Genomic DNA, 13,024 nt, shown 5'->3' on the forward strand with positions numbered 1-13,024 from the left:
TGATCCCAGTGTGACCGGCCCGGCACCGGCCGGGAAGAAGTTCCGTGCCGTCGCCGCCATAATGGACCGATGCCCTCCCCTCCACGAACTCCCCCAACACAGCACCCCGCAGTCCGGCACCCCGGTGTGGAGATTCTTCAGCTGCCGCCGGCCGCCATCGACGCGCTGGCCGACGGGGACCTGGACACCGCCAACCAGCGTTCCCAGGTTGCCCTCACCCGGCATTTTTCCCTCGACCGGCAGTCACTGTGGAAAATGCGCAGCGCTCAGCTGGCAGCAGCGCCCGACGACGCCGGCTGGATCACCGGGGCGATCGTCGACCAGGTATCGGGGCAGGCTGTGGGCTGCGCAGGTTTTCACGGACCGCCGGATCCCGACGGCATGGTGGAACTGGGCTATTCCGTGGACCCTTTGTTCCGCCGCCGCGGCTACGCCCGCGCCGCACTGGAACTGCTGCTGGCCCGGGCCGCCCGTGAACCGGACGTCCGCACTGTGCGCGCCACCATCAGCCCGGATAACGAAGCGTCCCGCAACCTGGTGCTGCAGTACGGGTTCGAGGAAAACGGTTCCCAGTGGGATGAGGAGGACGGGCTGGAGATCATTTTCGAAGCCGCGGCGGGAAACCAGTCCGCACAACCCCAGTAGGCTGGCCGGATGCTTCCCGGAAACCTTTTCGCCGATCAGGCCACACTGACCACCGCCCGGCTTCGGCTGGAACCGCTGGGACCCGAGCATTTCGACGGCGCTTGGGCCGCCCTGCAGGATCCGGAAGCACGGCGCCTGACCGGAACCCACGCAGAATTCACGCCCGAACAGATCCGGGCGTGGCTGGCTGGGCTCGCCGCGCAGCATGACCGCGCAGACTGGGCAGTCATCCGCCGCGCAGACGAACAGCACCCGGAGGAACGGTATCTGGGCGAAGTGGTGCTGAACGATCTCGATGCCGACAACGAGTCGGTGGGATTCCGGATTGTCCTGTCCCCGGCCGACGTGCGCGGTCTGGGGTACGGCACCGAGGCGACTGCCGCCGTCGTCGGGCATGCGTTTGACGACCTGGGCCTGCACCGGGTGGCGCTGGAGGTTTTTGCGTTTAATCCGCGCGCCCAGCGGGCCTATGAAAAGGCCGGATTCACCGTGGAAGGACGCCAGCGCGACGCCCTGCTGTGGGACGGCGCCAGGGTGGACGCGGTCAGCATGGGGATTCTCGCTCGCGATCCGCGGCCCGCGCCGGCACCGTAGTCCAGCTGATCCGTAGTTCAGCTGTTTCTGGTTCAGCTGATGCGGCGCCGGATCTGCACGGCAGCCAGCAGGGTGAAGACCACCGTCATGGCGGCCAGGATGAACACCACATATGTGTTGCTGACGGCCCAATCCCCCACCGCCGCCGTGATGCCGAAGAGCGACTCCAGATCGCTGACCGCCTCCGGCTCGCCGCCGGTCATGGCCTGCAGGGAATCGGCCGTCATTTCCTGCCGGACCGGGAGGAACGCCTGCATGAACGGCAGCGCGCTGATCACGGTGCGCACCCCCTCGGGCAGTGCTCCCACCGGAATGTAGGCGCCGGCGAGAAACCCGAGGATGGTGCCCACAATGGTCGAGAGCGCCGAATACGCCCCCGCAGAACGCACCATGGACACCACAAAGGCGCTTAGCGCCGCAAAGGCCAGGCAGCTCAGCGCAAGGAACCCGTACACCGTGACGATCTGCCCCGCGTCAAAGCTGACCCCGTCCACGAAAAACAGGTAGGCGAGGCTGATGATCAGCACCACCGTGGTCATGATCAGGGCGACGACGGCAGCAGAGAGCAGGTAGCCCACGATCAGCGTCTCGCGGCGGATCGGGGAGACCAAGAAGTCCCGGAACCGCCCCGACGACGAATCCTCCACAAACACGTTCATTGCGCCCAGACCGGTGGTGATCGAGGTGATGCCAACAATCCCGGCGAACATCCAAGTGTCCACAAAGCTCTTGACCTCACCTCTGGAGACCCTGGGAAAGGACTCCTGAAGGTTGTCGATCTGGCTGCTGCCCAAAAACAGGGTGTACAGCAGGAAGAGGATCAGTGCCGAGAGCAGCGAGAAGAACACCCCCAGCCGGTCACGGAAGAACAGCCGCAGATTGCGGGACATCAGGGTTCCAACAACACTCATGACGCATCCCCTTCGTGCCCGGTCAGCGCCAGGAAAACGTCGTCCATGGTCCCGTGCCGGAACTCAAAGTCCAGGACGTTGTCCCCGTGCTCCACCAGGATCCTGCGGGCCGACTCGGCACTGTCCACCACCAACCGCACCACCCCGCCGTCGTCCTCCTCGCGGATGCCGGCGCCCTCCGCTGCGGCAAGCGCCAGCAGGGCGGGACGGTCCGCCGAGGTAATGCTCAGGACGGAGTTGCTGTGCCGGGCCCGCAGCTGGGCGGGAGTGCCGTCGGCAATGATCCGGCCGCGTTCGATGATGCACACCCGGTCTGCCTCCTCGGTTTCCTCCATGTAGTGCGTGGTGAGGAAGACGGTGAGCCCGTGCCGATCCCGCAGCTCGCGGATGGTGGACCAGACCATGGCGCGGCTGGCCGGATCAAGTCCGGCGGTCGGTTCGTCCAGAAAGAGGATCGACGGCGAATGCAGCAGTGCGCGGGCAATGTCCACCCGGCGCCGCTGTCCGCCGGAATAGGTGCCGTAGCGGCGGTCCATGAAGTCGTCCAGCCCAATCAGGGCACTCAGTTCGGCGATCCGGGCGTCCGTGGCCGAGGTGTCGGAAGTGTAGAACCGGGCCCGGGACTTCAGGTTCTCCCTGCCGGTGAGCAGCGGGTCCAGCAACGAATCCTGAAACACCACGCCGATGTCCCTGCGGACTTTGCCGGCTTCGCTGCGCACGTCGTGCCCGCTGACGCTGGCTTCACCGGCATTGAAGGTAATGACAGTGGTGAGGCAGGAAATAGTGGTGGATTTACCGGCGCCGTTGACTCCGAGAAAGGCAAAGACGGTGCCGGGCTGAACCTCAAAAGAGAGGTCATCAACAGCCGTGGTGGCACCGTATTTCTTGGTCAGTCCACGCACGGATATAGCGGCGTCTCCGCTTGTTGCCACGATTCCCCCGGATCTTTCAATTCCTCCGGCGGCATCGGCCGGGCTGGGGAAAGTCTAGCGGGAGAGCTGTTCCAGATCGTCCCATTCAAGGGGCGTGGTCTCATTGTTTTCCCAGTCCTGCCGCAGGATGGCATACGCGACCGAGGCGACGCGCGTACCGTCCGCCGTGGGCCAGCCGAGGCGGTAGTGGGCCTCCTTGAGGAAGCCTGCCCGGACGAAAGTCTTGCGCATGGCAACGTTGTCCTCCCGTGTCTGGCCTTCGAACCGCACCGGTTCGGGGAACTTTTCGAACACCAGCGAGCACAGGACCTTCAGGATCTGCGGCCCCAGTCCCCGGCCCCGGCATGCCTCCGCCAGCCTCAGGTCGAACATGGGGGTGTCTTCCTCCAGGTCGTCGAGCACCACCATTCCCACGGTTTCGTCCTCAGCGAGGATCCAGTAACCCACGGATTCTTCCGACCAGAACCTGCCGCTGTCCACCGCTTCCCGTGCCGACTCTGCCGTGTGTTGTGCCGTCACATGGAAAGGAAAACTGTTTGAGGTCAGGAATTGCACAATGGCCTCCGCCTCGGCTGCCGATTCGGTCATGGGGCGAAAGTTGATAACCATGGTGGGAGCCTATCCGACACCAGTAGGGTGATGATTATTATGTCCAGCGGCATTCCTACCCAGACTTGGGGTTATTCATGAGACGAGTTGTTTCGACCGGGGAAATCACTGTTGAGTCGGCGGCACGGAATCTGCAGGACTATTTCACCGAACTCATGCCGCGAACCGGCAGGGTCCGCAGCAGTTCACGGTTTGATTCCTGGGCCGGCGGCGGCGATGCCCCGGAAGTGGTGAACCGGTTCACGTCCGACGACGTCGTGGCCGCATCCTTCCGCTCGGTGAAGATCCCCGCCCGGACGGCGGTTGGCCTGCTGGAAACCCGGGCCGGGGACATTTCCGACCTGCTGGCCGCCATTCCGGCGGACATTGATCTGCCCGACGCGGACGCGGTGCAGGATTTGGGCGCGGGCAGCCCGGCCCGCCAGCTGTGGAACCTCCTGCGCGGCAGGCACGACGACGACGGCGGCTGGGGCGTGGGCCCAAGCACCGCCAGCAAACTTCTTGCCCGCAAGCGGCCCCGGCTGATTCCGGTGTACGACTCCATCATCCGCAGGGTTACGGCGCTGCCCGGCCCCAAGGACCAGTGGGAGTATTGGCACGCCTCCTTCGCGGACGGCGTCCTGGCCGAACGGCTGGCGGAAATCCGGGCCGAATCGGGGATCACGGAACCCATTTCCGACCTTCGGGTTCTGGATATTGTGCTGTCCATGCACGGCAAACGGCAGGGGTTCGAGCCGCAGGAAGAGGATCTCGAGGCATGAGCTCCCACCCGTCTCCACCAGCCGCACCGGCCGTGCGCCCAGGACCCGCCAGCCCGTGGCTGGGCACGCCGTCGGGCATTATTGCCCTCACGGCGCTGGTTCTCTCCATTGTGCTCATTCCGCTTTTCTTTCCGCTGGCCGGGCTCGCTCTGGTGCTGGCGATCATTGCCCTGGTGCGGCGGCGGCCGCGGCCCCGCAGCGCCTGGGTCGTTGCCATCATCAGCGGTGTCCTGCTCGTCGTCGTGGCGGCGATCAGCATTCTGGCGACCCTCGCTTTTCTTGTTCCAGTGGAGTCGGACAGCCCGGGAGTTCCGCAGCCGGCCATCACCTCGGTACCGGCTGCACCCTAAACCCGCGCCCTTCGCCAAGACGTTTTCCGAGGTCGGTGCTAACCTGTTGGTATTCGAAAGTGTGTTCTAGGGAGGTGCGCGGTGCCCGTGTTTTCCTCAGGCCCCGCGCCGCGTTCCGGCAGCGCGAATGAGCAACCGGCCACCCGCGGCTCAACCCTTCCCGCCGGATTCGCGTCGCCCGCCCAGGACTATTACGACGCCGGCATTGACCTGAACCGGCATCTGATCCGCGACGCCACCTCAACGTTCATCATGCGGGTCGCCGGCAATGCCATGGACGGAGCCGGCATCAGTGACGGAGACGAGCTGATCGTGGACCGTTCGCTGACCCCCAAAGACGGGTCCGTCGTCGTCGCCGTCCTCAACGGAGAGCTGATCATCCGGCGGTTGCTGCTCACGGGACAGGGCATCTTCCTGCACGCGGAGAGCCCGGATTCAGAAGACATCCGGGTACCGGACCCGGCGGAACTGTCCGTCTGGGGCGTCGTGACCCGGTGTCTGCACCATGTTTGATTTGCCTTACCACCACAGTGCGGCGTGCCATGGCTGAGCGGCACCGCATCGCCCTGGTGGACGTGAACAGTTTCTACGTCTCCTGCGAGCGCGTCTTCGACCCTTTGCTGGCCGGCATTCCCGTGGTCGTCCTGTCCAACAATGACGGCTGCGTGGTGGCGCGCTCCGATGAGGCCAAAGCCCTGGGCATCAAGACGGGTGAGCCGTGGTTCAAGCTGGCGGAGGCCGCTCCGAAGCTGGGCCTGGTGCAGCGCTCCAGCAACTATGAGCTGTACGGGGATCTGAGCTCACGCGTGATGCAGCTGCTGGCACGCTTCTCCTCCGAGCAGGAGATCTATTCCATTGACGAGTGTTTCCTGCACCTGCACGGCACCGATGAGGAACTGCGGAACCGGGGCACTGACATTCGTGCCGCCGTGGCAAAGAACATCGGCCTGCCGGTCTGCGTGGGGATCGGCCCGACCAAAACCCTGGCCAAATTCGCGAACCGGATCGCCAAGCAGAATCCGCACATGGGCGGGGTCTGCAACCTCGACACCCTGGATCCCGCCGTCGTCGACACCATCATGTCCCGTGTGCCGGTCACCGGACTGTGGGGCGTGGGCGCGCGCAACGGTGCCCGGCTGAACGCGCTGGGCATCCACACCGTCGCGGATCTGCGCGCCGCTGATCCCGCCGTCATCCGCGCGAAGTTCTCCGTGGTGCTGCAGCGCACGGTGCTGGAGCTGAACGGCACCGCCTGCATTCCCATGGAAACCGAGTCCGCGGACAAGCAGCAGGTCCTCTTTTCGCGCAGCTTCGCGACGCCGGTTACTACGCGGGAATCGATGCGTCAGGTCATGAGCCTGTACGCCCAAAAAGCGGCCATTCGGCTTGCCAAGGAGGGGCAGCTGGCCAGCGTCATGACCGTCTTTGCGTCCACCTCGCGGTTCAGCGGCACTGAAGCGTCCTCACCCTCGGCCACGGTCCGGCTCCAGCGGCCCACCGCGGATCCGCTGGTGCTCACCCGGGCCGCGATCACCGCCATGGACTCTCAGGTGGTGGAGGGCGCCCGGTACGCCAAGGCCGGGATCATGCTCACCGGCCTCTCCCCCGCCGGCGCCGAGCCGGTGTTCGACCTGTTCGATGCCGGACCCGAACAGAAGGACATCGGGCCGCTGCTGGCTCAGGTCACCGACAAGTACGGTGCCGCCAGCATTGGCCTGGGCCTGGCCGGAATGTCCTCGGCCAAGCCGGACTGGACCATGGCCCGGAACTTCGCCTCTCCCCGCTACACCACCGAATGGTCCGACCTGCCGGTGGTCAAGGCGGTTTAGCCGTTTTGGCTGTCCACGGACTCGACAACCACACGTTCCGCCGCCCGGCCAGCCTTGACGGAGGCCGCAATGACAAGCCCCAGCGCGACCAGGCAGCCCGCGATGGCGATGAGGGCACCTGTTTCGTCCGTGATGCCGGGCAGCATCAGCGAAAGAACAGCGGCGACAGCGAAGGCCGCGCTCGAAGCGTGCAGAAGGAGCCGCGCCGCACGGTGCCCGGCTAGCCACGCGTCGGCCGAGTGGGTCACGTAGCCCACCCGGATGCCGACTCCTGAATTCACCCCGAGCTGGCCTCTTGCGGTTGCTTCCGCGGTCCAAGACACGGCGACGGCGGACACGATCAGAACGAATTCCAGTAACCCCATTGCGGAAGTCTAGTCGCGCACTGCCGGGACGCCGTTACTCCGGCACGGACCGTTTGGCTCCGGCACCGCCGGACTCAGGGACCGGAAACTCAACCAGGCTGGCGGTGATTCCGGCCAGGAACTGCGCCCCCAAACCCGTCAGGGAGATCTCCTTGCGTTTAGCCCCCGTGCGTGGGACATCAACCTCTGCGCTGTGCAGGAGACCGCTGTCCTGCAGTCTTTTCAGGGTGCGGTAGAGACTGCGTTCGGTGATCTGCCATCCGGTGCTTGCGGCAACCGCCGCTGCAACACTGGCCACCGTCACCGGCTGACGCTCGGCGACCGCCCGCAAAACCACCGGCGTCAACATCGACTTTTTGTAGGTCTCCACCCAGGATTCGACCCGGGCTTCCACCCATTCCTGCTCCTCCCCGGGATGGGCCACGCTCAGTCCTCCCAGCCGCGGCCCAGCACGACGCCGGCGAGATGGATCAGCAGCCCGGCTCCCCAGGCGGCACTCATCACCAGGGTGGCACCGAACCACGGGGTGGCCAGAAGCTCATGGGCAGCGGCGCCGTCGGCTCCGCCGGAAGAACCCAGGGACAGCGTACGGATGACGGCATGCAGGTTGAAGGACGCCGTTACGGTGACAAACGCAAGGGTGTGCGCGATGGCCGGCCCGAAACGGATCTTGGTGAGTTTCCGGCGGGTGCACCAGAACCAGACGGCGATTCCGACTGCAACGAGGGCCGTGAGGACACCGGCGAGAAGGGTAATTCCTCCTCCGGTGAAGGCGATCACTGCTTGTATTGCCGTCATGGCAACCACCAGAACCAGAAGGTACGGCAGGAGCACGGATCGGGCGTTGACTGAAGCCTGAGGCAGAGTGGAAGTAGTCATGTGCGGCACTGTACCAATGGAACACTACCTGCGGAAGAGGGATCCGGCGGATGCCGGATCCCCGAAGCCGTGCGACGCTGGTTGCATGGACTTGACGGTGTCGCCCGCGCTCACGATTCCCGCCTCGGAACTTGCCTGGCGCTTCTCGCGCTCGTCCGGCCCCGGCGGACAGCATGTCAACACCTCCGACAGCCGCGTGGCGCTGTCCTGGAATGTGGCCGCTTCGACGTCGCTGTCGGATACCCAGCGGCAGATCCTGCTGCGACGCCTCAAGCGGCGTCTGATCGCGGGAACCATCACCGTCACCGCCTCCGAGCAGCGCTCCCAGCTGCGCAACCGGGAGATTGCCCTGACCAAACTTGCCGAGATGGTGGCGGACGGTCTTACTCCCGAAGCTGCCCTGCGCCGAAAGACCAAGCCGACCCGAGGCTCAAACTATCGACGTCTCGATGCCAAGAAACAACGGGGCGCCACCAAACGCCAGCGGCAGCGCCCGCCGACCGATTAGCTACCCGCCGGCACATTCCCGGCCGATGTCTCGGAGTTTCAGATCGCAGGACAGTTCAGCGGGCACGGCGGCCTCCTTCAGACAGCACCTTGCGCATCAACGGACCTGACGACCGTGACTTCAGCTGCCCGGTTGGCCTTAATGGAGGCGGCGATCACCAGACCCAGTGAGGCCAGGCAAGCAGCGACTCCGATGGTGCTGCCGGTTGCCTCTGAGATCCCAGGCAAAGTCAGGAGCAGAATCCCGACTACCGCCAACAGCGCCGCCGCAGCATGGAGGAGGACTCTGGCGGCGCGATGCCCGGACAACCAGGCCTCTGGGGAGTAGGTCACGTATCCAACCCGAAGACCTATAACGCGATTGACGCCAATTTTCCCGCGAGCAGTGGCCTCAGCCGAGCATGAGAACGCAACCGCGGCCAAGATCAAGATAATTCCCATAAACCCCATACGAGCACCCTAGCGGGTAACTGCATCTTGCCGGGGATCTTCTGACTCTGCTGCTCCGACTGCCGGCTGCTGCGGCCGATCTACTTGTTGAGTGCCTTTCCATCGGCGTCCAGGTAGTCGTGCCAGGAGCGCTTGGGCTTCCAGCCGAGCATCCTTTGAGCCTTGGCACTCGAGATGCCTGAAGCATCGGTCCGGTCGAGATCCTTCAACTGGATCTGGTCGCCGTAGTACTTCGTCAGGACCTCGGCGAAGTCGTGACCGCCCGCGTTGTCCGGTGAGGCGATGTAGAAAACTTCGTGTCCGGGCAGGTCGGATTCGGCGGCGAGGACAATGGCGTCGGCCAGGTCATACACGTCGATGTAGCTCCACAACCCGGGGCTGAGCACTGAAGCGTCGCGGATCTGCGGGCCCAGATTGTTTTCGTAGTTGCCCTCGAACTGCACCCAGCTGGGCCGGATGGAGATGCATTGGATGTCCGACCGGGCAACAGCGGCGTCCATGAGCTGCTCGCTGAAGTGCTTGGCGAGCGCGTACGGGTCCTGCGGGTGGATCGGGTGCTCTTCATCCACGGGGGCGTACTCCGGAAGGAAATCGCGTTCCGGGAAGAAAAAGCCGGGCACGGTTTCGCTGGAGAGGAAGACAAAACGCTTGATGCCGAAGCTGACGGCTGCCTCAAGGACGTTGAACGTGGACATGAGGTTGTTCTGGAAGACAACGTGGGGAGCGTGGCCCGTGGGCTCGGGGATGGCGGCAATGTGCACGACGGCGTCGGCTCCCTTGACGACGGCGTAGGCCTGGCCGGCGTCGGTGAGGTCGGCCATGACGTAGCGCGGCGTGCCTTCCGGCTTCCGCTCGTAGCTTGGCCGGCTGAGGTCGGTGGTGATGACTTCGTGTCCGGCGTCGATCATTGCCTGCGTGGCGGCGCGTCCGACTTTTCCGTGGGCTCCGGTGATGAGGACTTTCATGGTTGCTCCTTGGATGTGATGCACGTCGGATCTGTGCTGTCGGATTCATTGCACGTCGCCCGAGTATAGGTCAAGGAATCGTGCGGGACTCAGCCACATGACTTCGGGACACAGCTTATAAAATTGGGGATATGCCCCGAACCGATGCAATACAGGTTCGGCCCCGGGAGTCTGGTCGAAGAGCCCTCCCCAAGCGTCCTCCCTCATCAACTACTGAAAGGAAGACCGTGAGCATCCCGATCCTCGAGTTCGCTTCCCACACCAAAGGCAGGAACGCACAGGTTCGCATTTTCCACGACCGCATTGAGTGGGAATTGAAACGGGGCCTGTCCGCCGGCAAGCTCACTGCCGGGGTTTTGACTGCGGGCGTATCCCTCTTGGGCACCGGGGTGAAGCACGGAAACGCCTTCACGGAGATGATCCCGCTCAAGAGAGTTTCATCTGTGGTCACAAGGCGTGACGGAATGATGTACACCATCGTTTCCGTGATCACGACCGGAAACACCATCGATTTCCGCGTCTCCCACTCCGAGGCAAAGCACATAACGGACACGCTGAACCGCCTCATCATGCAGGCGTGACCATTCGGCGTCGTTTCGACGTAACTGATTGGCCTCTTTGCCGACAGAGAAAGGGGCCTGCTTTCCTTTGTGACAAGGAAACAGACCCCTTTTGAAAGGGTGGAGCTTAGGGGAATCGAACCCCTGACCTTTTCATTGCGAACGAAACGCTCTACCAACTGAGCTAAAGCCCCAGCCCGGCCAAAGCCGGACAGCCCCTGAGGGCATAAGCACGATTCTAGACCCGGGCACAGGCCCATAGGCAAATCGCCGCGGCGTTCTGGCTGCCCGCGGCACCTGCGGCCGCTCCAGCTCTGGTCCGGTCTTCCGGCACGGAGCTATCCTGACAGCCCGGGCCGCAGAACTTCCCGGCCGCACTCCCCGCGAAACCGCACCAATCAGCGAACGCAAAAAGGAGCAGTGCCATGAGCCTCATCGAATCCATCCTCAGCGAACGTCCCGACGGCGCCGGAACGGACCTCGAAGCCGTCTCCACCTGCGTCATCGCCTGCTTTGACTGCGTCCAGGTCTGCACCGCCTGCGCCGACGCCTGCCTCAGTGAGGACATGCTCGGCGACATGGTGGAGTGCATCCGCAAGGACCTCAACTGCGCCGACATTTGCGCCGCCACCGGAACGGTGGTGGCCCGGGTCGGAACCCGGTACGCCGGCTATCCGGACAGCACGGCGGCTCTGCTGCGTGCCTGTGCCGCAGCCTGCCGCCAGTGCGCGGAAGAATGCGCCCAGCATGCCGCCGAACACGGACACTGCCGGATCTGTGCGGAAACCTGCCGCCGCTGCGCCGCCATGTGCGAAGAACTGCTGGTGGTCATGTCCCGCAGCTGAGGAAACCCCTGCCCGCCAACGGCTGGCCCTACGACGACGGCCAGCCGGCTACAAACCGGCCGCCACCACCATCCCGCGGAGGTAGGCGGCCTGGCCAACATGTTCCAGCCCGTCACCGAGGATGCTGATCAGCCGTACCCCCAGGGTTACGGGCGGATCCCAGGCGGTGTCCACCACTTGATCCAGGTCCTGTCCGGAAAGACCGGAGACAAAGGCAGACGTGCGCGAATGCACCGCCTCGTAATATCCGAGCAGCACGTCCGCCGACGGCACCTGAACGAGGGCCACCTGGTCGGAATCGTGGCCGTATCCGGTGTCTTCGACAGCAAGCGGCAGCCCCACCCGCTCGTACCAGCCATCTGCGGTCCAAGCCTGTTCATGCCCGGCCAACGGAGCAATCTGGGCATCCTCACCCCGGGCTAAATGCCAGATCAGCCAGGAAATGGAGTTGCCCTGCGGGTAGGGGCGGTGGTTCAACGCCGCCGCGTCCAAGCCGTGGGTTGCCTGGCGGACGGTCTGGGGAAGGCGGCCGAAGGCGTCGATGAGGAGATCGCTCTGTTCCATGTCAGTGCTCCAAGGGTTACGGTGACGGGCGGCCGCAGCGGCAACGTGCAGGGCGCGGCACACAGGATCGCGGCAATCCTTTCACGGGCACACGCGCCGGGAAAGAGCAGCGGCGCGCACCGGGGGCCACTGCGAAAAAAGGCACCTGCAACCGGGTGCATCCGGGTGCAGGCAGTCCTAAACTTTCCGCATGAGTTGGACCGACGAGCGTCCTCCATGGCTTCCGCCCCTGCCCTCGCCCCACCCCGGCCGCATCCGCATCGTGGTGGGCATGACCATGGTGGTTGCCTGCATGCTGGGAATCCTGGTTGTTGCCTTTCTGGGCGAAACCCTGAGCATGTACACCTGGTGGCCGCTGGCTGCCGGCCTCACGTTCCTGATGTCCGGCCTGCTGAGCCGCCGCCGGATGCCGTAGCCGCAGCCGTTCCTGCGCCGAGTCATCCTAAGATGGGGCTCATGACTGAACCCTCCGGCCCTTCCGCATCCGCACCTTCCCCGGGGTCCGGCGGAGCCGGGTCCTTGTCCCAGACCCTCTCGCGCGGCCTGCGGGCGCTGGAACTGCTGGCCGACGCCGAGGCGCCGATGACCATCGCTGAACTGTCCCAGGGCCTCGGCGTCCACCGCTCCATCGCCTACCGCATCCTGCGGACGCTCGAGGCACATTCGCTGGTAATGCGCGACGACGCCGGCCGGGTGGCGACGGCGCCCGGCCTCGCCGCGCTGGCCCGCGGCGTATCCCGGGACCTCCAGACGGCGGCATTGCCCGAGCTGACGGTGCTGGCCGATGAACTCTCCATGACCGCGTTCGTGGCTGTGTGGGATCAGCATGACTGCGTCACGCTGGTGACGGTGGAGCCAAGACACAGCCGCACGGCACTGGTTCAGCGGCCGGGAACCCGGCACTCCTTCGCCTCCGGAGCCCCCGGCATTGCCATTCAGTCCGCCGTGGGCGAGGAACAATGGGCCAAGCTGGCCCCCGGGCAGCCCTACCGGCCGGAATCCACTCTGGCCCGAACCCGGGGTTATGCGGTCAGCCACGACGAAGTCATCGGCGGAGTCTCCGCCGTGGCATCGCCCATCACCGTGTCCGGGCAGCTGCCTGCGGCCGTGTCGGTGGTGTACTTCGGTTCCGGCAGGGATGAGGAAACCCTGGGCCGGCGGCTGGCGAAAACCGCACGCCTGATCACTGCCCGGCTGAACTAATCCGGCGTGGGCAGTCAGGCCCGCGTGGGCAGTTAGGCAAGCCAAATCTTGCTGG

General features: G+C 64.8%; 19 protein-coding genes and 1 tRNA gene. 11 read left to right on the forward strand and 9 right to left on the reverse strand.

Annotated elements, in window-relative coordinates; genetic code table 11:
- Positions 1–126 precede the first annotated feature (126 nt).
- Positions 127–645, forward strand: a complete 519-nt coding sequence (locus tag MUG94_RS16070) for a GNAT family N-acetyltransferase (protein WP_227907131.1) — start codon at positions 127–129, stop codon at positions 643–645.
- Positions 646–654: 9 nt separating this feature from the next.
- Positions 655–1,239 carry a GNAT family N-acetyltransferase gene (locus MUG94_RS16075; protein ID WP_227907132.1) on the forward strand — a complete coding sequence of 195 codons (585 nt, stop codon included), beginning with the start codon at positions 655–657 and terminating at the stop codon, positions 1,237–1,239.
- 32 nt (positions 1,240–1,271) lie between these two features.
- On the opposite strand, the gene MUG94_RS16080 is transcribed toward MUG94_RS16075, so the two are convergent.
- Genes MUG94_RS16080 through MUG94_RS16090 form a run of 3 tightly spaced genes read right to left on the reverse strand, consistent with a single transcriptional unit; the run spans position 1,272 to position 3,691 of the window.
- Positions 1,272–2,150: an ABC transporter permease gene (locus tag MUG94_RS16080; protein ID WP_227907133.1), complete on the reverse strand. Its 879-nt coding sequence runs from the start codon at positions 2,148–2,150 to the stop codon at positions 1,272–1,274.
- Positions 2,147–3,082 carry an ABC transporter ATP-binding protein gene (locus MUG94_RS16085; RefSeq protein WP_227907134.1) on the reverse strand — a complete coding sequence of 312 codons (936 nt, stop codon included), beginning with the start codon at positions 3,080–3,082 and terminating at the stop codon, positions 2,147–2,149. Before MUG94_RS16085 ends, MUG94_RS16080 begins: the two co-directional genes overlap by 4 nt.
- Before the next feature lie 54 nt (positions 3,083–3,136).
- Positions 3,137–3,691: a GNAT family N-acetyltransferase gene (locus tag MUG94_RS16090; RefSeq protein ID WP_227907135.1), complete on the reverse strand. Its 555-nt coding sequence runs from the start codon at positions 3,689–3,691 to the stop codon at positions 3,137–3,139.
- A 77-nt stretch (positions 3,692–3,768) separates the two neighbouring features.
- Here MUG94_RS16090 and MUG94_RS16095 point away from each other — a divergent pair, with 77 nt between their 5' ends.
- The 4 genes from MUG94_RS16095 to MUG94_RS16110 all read left to right on the forward strand — a co-directional run bounded on the left by MUG94_RS16095 (position 3,769) and on the right by MUG94_RS16110 (position 6,631).
- On the forward strand, positions 3,769–4,452 hold the full coding sequence (locus MUG94_RS16095; protein ID WP_227907136.1) for a DUF6308 family protein: 684 nt from the start codon (positions 3,769–3,771) through the stop codon (positions 4,450–4,452).
- Positions 4,449–4,802 carry a hypothetical protein gene (locus MUG94_RS16100; protein WP_227907137.1) on the forward strand — a complete coding sequence of 118 codons (354 nt, stop codon included), beginning with the start codon at positions 4,449–4,451 and terminating at the stop codon, positions 4,800–4,802. Before MUG94_RS16095 ends, MUG94_RS16100 begins: the two co-directional genes overlap by 4 nt.
- Before the next feature lie 87 nt (positions 4,803–4,889).
- Positions 4,890–5,315 (forward strand): LexA family protein, encoded by a 426-nt coding sequence (locus MUG94_RS16105; protein ID WP_227907138.1) that lies wholly within the window; start codon positions 4,890–4,892, stop codon positions 5,313–5,315.
- Positions 5,316–5,344: 29 nt separating this feature from the next.
- On the forward strand, positions 5,345–6,631 hold the full coding sequence (locus MUG94_RS16110; protein ID WP_227907139.1) for a Y-family DNA polymerase: 1,287 nt from the start codon (positions 5,345–5,347) through the stop codon (positions 6,629–6,631).
- Here the strand turns inward: MUG94_RS16110 and MUG94_RS16115 are convergent.
- From MUG94_RS16115 to MUG94_RS16125, 3 genes are read right to left on the reverse strand one after another with little or no spacing between them, the layout of a single operon-like run.
- Entirely contained in the window at positions 6,628–6,996 is a 369-nt protein-coding gene (locus MUG94_RS16115; RefSeq protein WP_227907140.1) for an SdpI family protein, read from the reverse strand. The genes MUG94_RS16110 and MUG94_RS16115 overlap by 4 nt on opposite strands.
- 34 nt (positions 6,997–7,030) lie before the next feature.
- Positions 7,031–7,420, reverse strand: a complete 390-nt coding sequence (locus MUG94_RS16120; RefSeq protein WP_227907141.1) for a helix-turn-helix transcriptional regulator — start codon at positions 7,418–7,420, stop codon at positions 7,031–7,033.
- Positions 7,421–7,422: 2 nt separating this feature from the next.
- Complete coding sequence (locus tag MUG94_RS16125) at positions 7,423–7,875, reverse strand: hypothetical protein (RefSeq protein ID WP_227907142.1); 453 nt, start codon at positions 7,873–7,875, stop codon at positions 7,423–7,425.
- A gap of 85 nt (positions 7,876–7,960) precedes the next feature.
- Here MUG94_RS16125 and arfB point away from each other — a divergent pair, with 85 nt between their 5' ends.
- Positions 7,961–8,383 carry an alternative ribosome rescue aminoacyl-tRNA hydrolase ArfB gene (arfB, locus tag MUG94_RS16130; protein WP_227907143.1) on the forward strand — a complete coding sequence of 141 codons (423 nt, stop codon included), beginning with the start codon at positions 7,961–7,963 and terminating at the stop codon, positions 8,381–8,383.
- A gap of 529 nt (positions 8,384–8,912) precedes the next feature.
- Here arfB and MUG94_RS16135 read toward each other — a convergent pair.
- Positions 8,913–9,797 carry an NAD-dependent epimerase/dehydratase family protein gene (locus tag MUG94_RS16135; RefSeq protein ID WP_227907144.1) on the reverse strand — a complete coding sequence of 295 codons (885 nt, stop codon included), beginning with the start codon at positions 9,795–9,797 and terminating at the stop codon, positions 8,913–8,915.
- 131 nt (positions 9,798–9,928) lie between these two features.
- Here MUG94_RS16135 and MUG94_RS16140 point away from each other — a divergent pair, with 131 nt between their 5' ends.
- On the forward strand, positions 9,929–10,378 hold the full coding sequence (locus tag MUG94_RS16140; RefSeq protein ID WP_227907145.1) for a hypothetical protein: 450 nt from the start codon (positions 9,929–9,931) through the stop codon (positions 10,376–10,378).
- Between the two features lie 100 nt (positions 10,379–10,478).
- Here the strand turns inward: MUG94_RS16140 and MUG94_RS16145 are convergent.
- Positions 10,479–10,551 (reverse strand) — tRNA-Ala (locus MUG94_RS16145).
- A gap of 231 nt (positions 10,552–10,782) precedes the next feature.
- Here MUG94_RS16145 and MUG94_RS16150 point away from each other — a divergent pair.
- On the forward strand, positions 10,783–11,202 hold the full coding sequence (locus MUG94_RS16150; protein ID WP_227890738.1) for a four-helix bundle copper-binding protein: 420 nt from the start codon (positions 10,783–10,785) through the stop codon (positions 11,200–11,202).
- A gap of 48 nt (positions 11,203–11,250) precedes the next feature.
- On the opposite strand, the gene MUG94_RS16155 is transcribed toward MUG94_RS16150, so the two are convergent.
- Positions 11,251–11,766, reverse strand: a complete 516-nt coding sequence (locus MUG94_RS16155) for a mycothiol transferase (protein ID WP_227890739.1) — start codon at positions 11,764–11,766, stop codon at positions 11,251–11,253.
- Positions 11,767–11,956: 190 nt separating this feature from the next.
- Between MUG94_RS16155 and MUG94_RS16160 the strand changes: the two genes are divergently transcribed.
- Together MUG94_RS16160 and MUG94_RS16165 are read left to right on the forward strand one after the other, a co-directional pair.
- A complete protein-coding gene (locus MUG94_RS16160; protein ID WP_227890740.1) occupies positions 11,957–12,181 on the forward strand; it encodes a hypothetical protein in 225 nt (74 codons plus the stop codon).
- 41 nt (positions 12,182–12,222) lie between these two features.
- The gene (locus MUG94_RS16165) at positions 12,223–12,969 is read left to right on the forward strand and encodes an IclR family transcriptional regulator (RefSeq protein WP_227907146.1); all 747 of its coding nucleotides are present in this window, start codon (positions 12,223–12,225) and stop codon (positions 12,967–12,969) included.
- Positions 12,970–13,024: the final 55 nt, after the last annotated feature.

Origin of the sequence: Arthrobacter gengyunqii, from assembly GCF_023022985.1 — a bacterium.
Taxonomy (GTDB): domain Bacteria; phylum Actinomycetota; class Actinomycetes; order Actinomycetales; family Micrococcaceae; genus Arthrobacter_B; species Arthrobacter_B gengyunqii.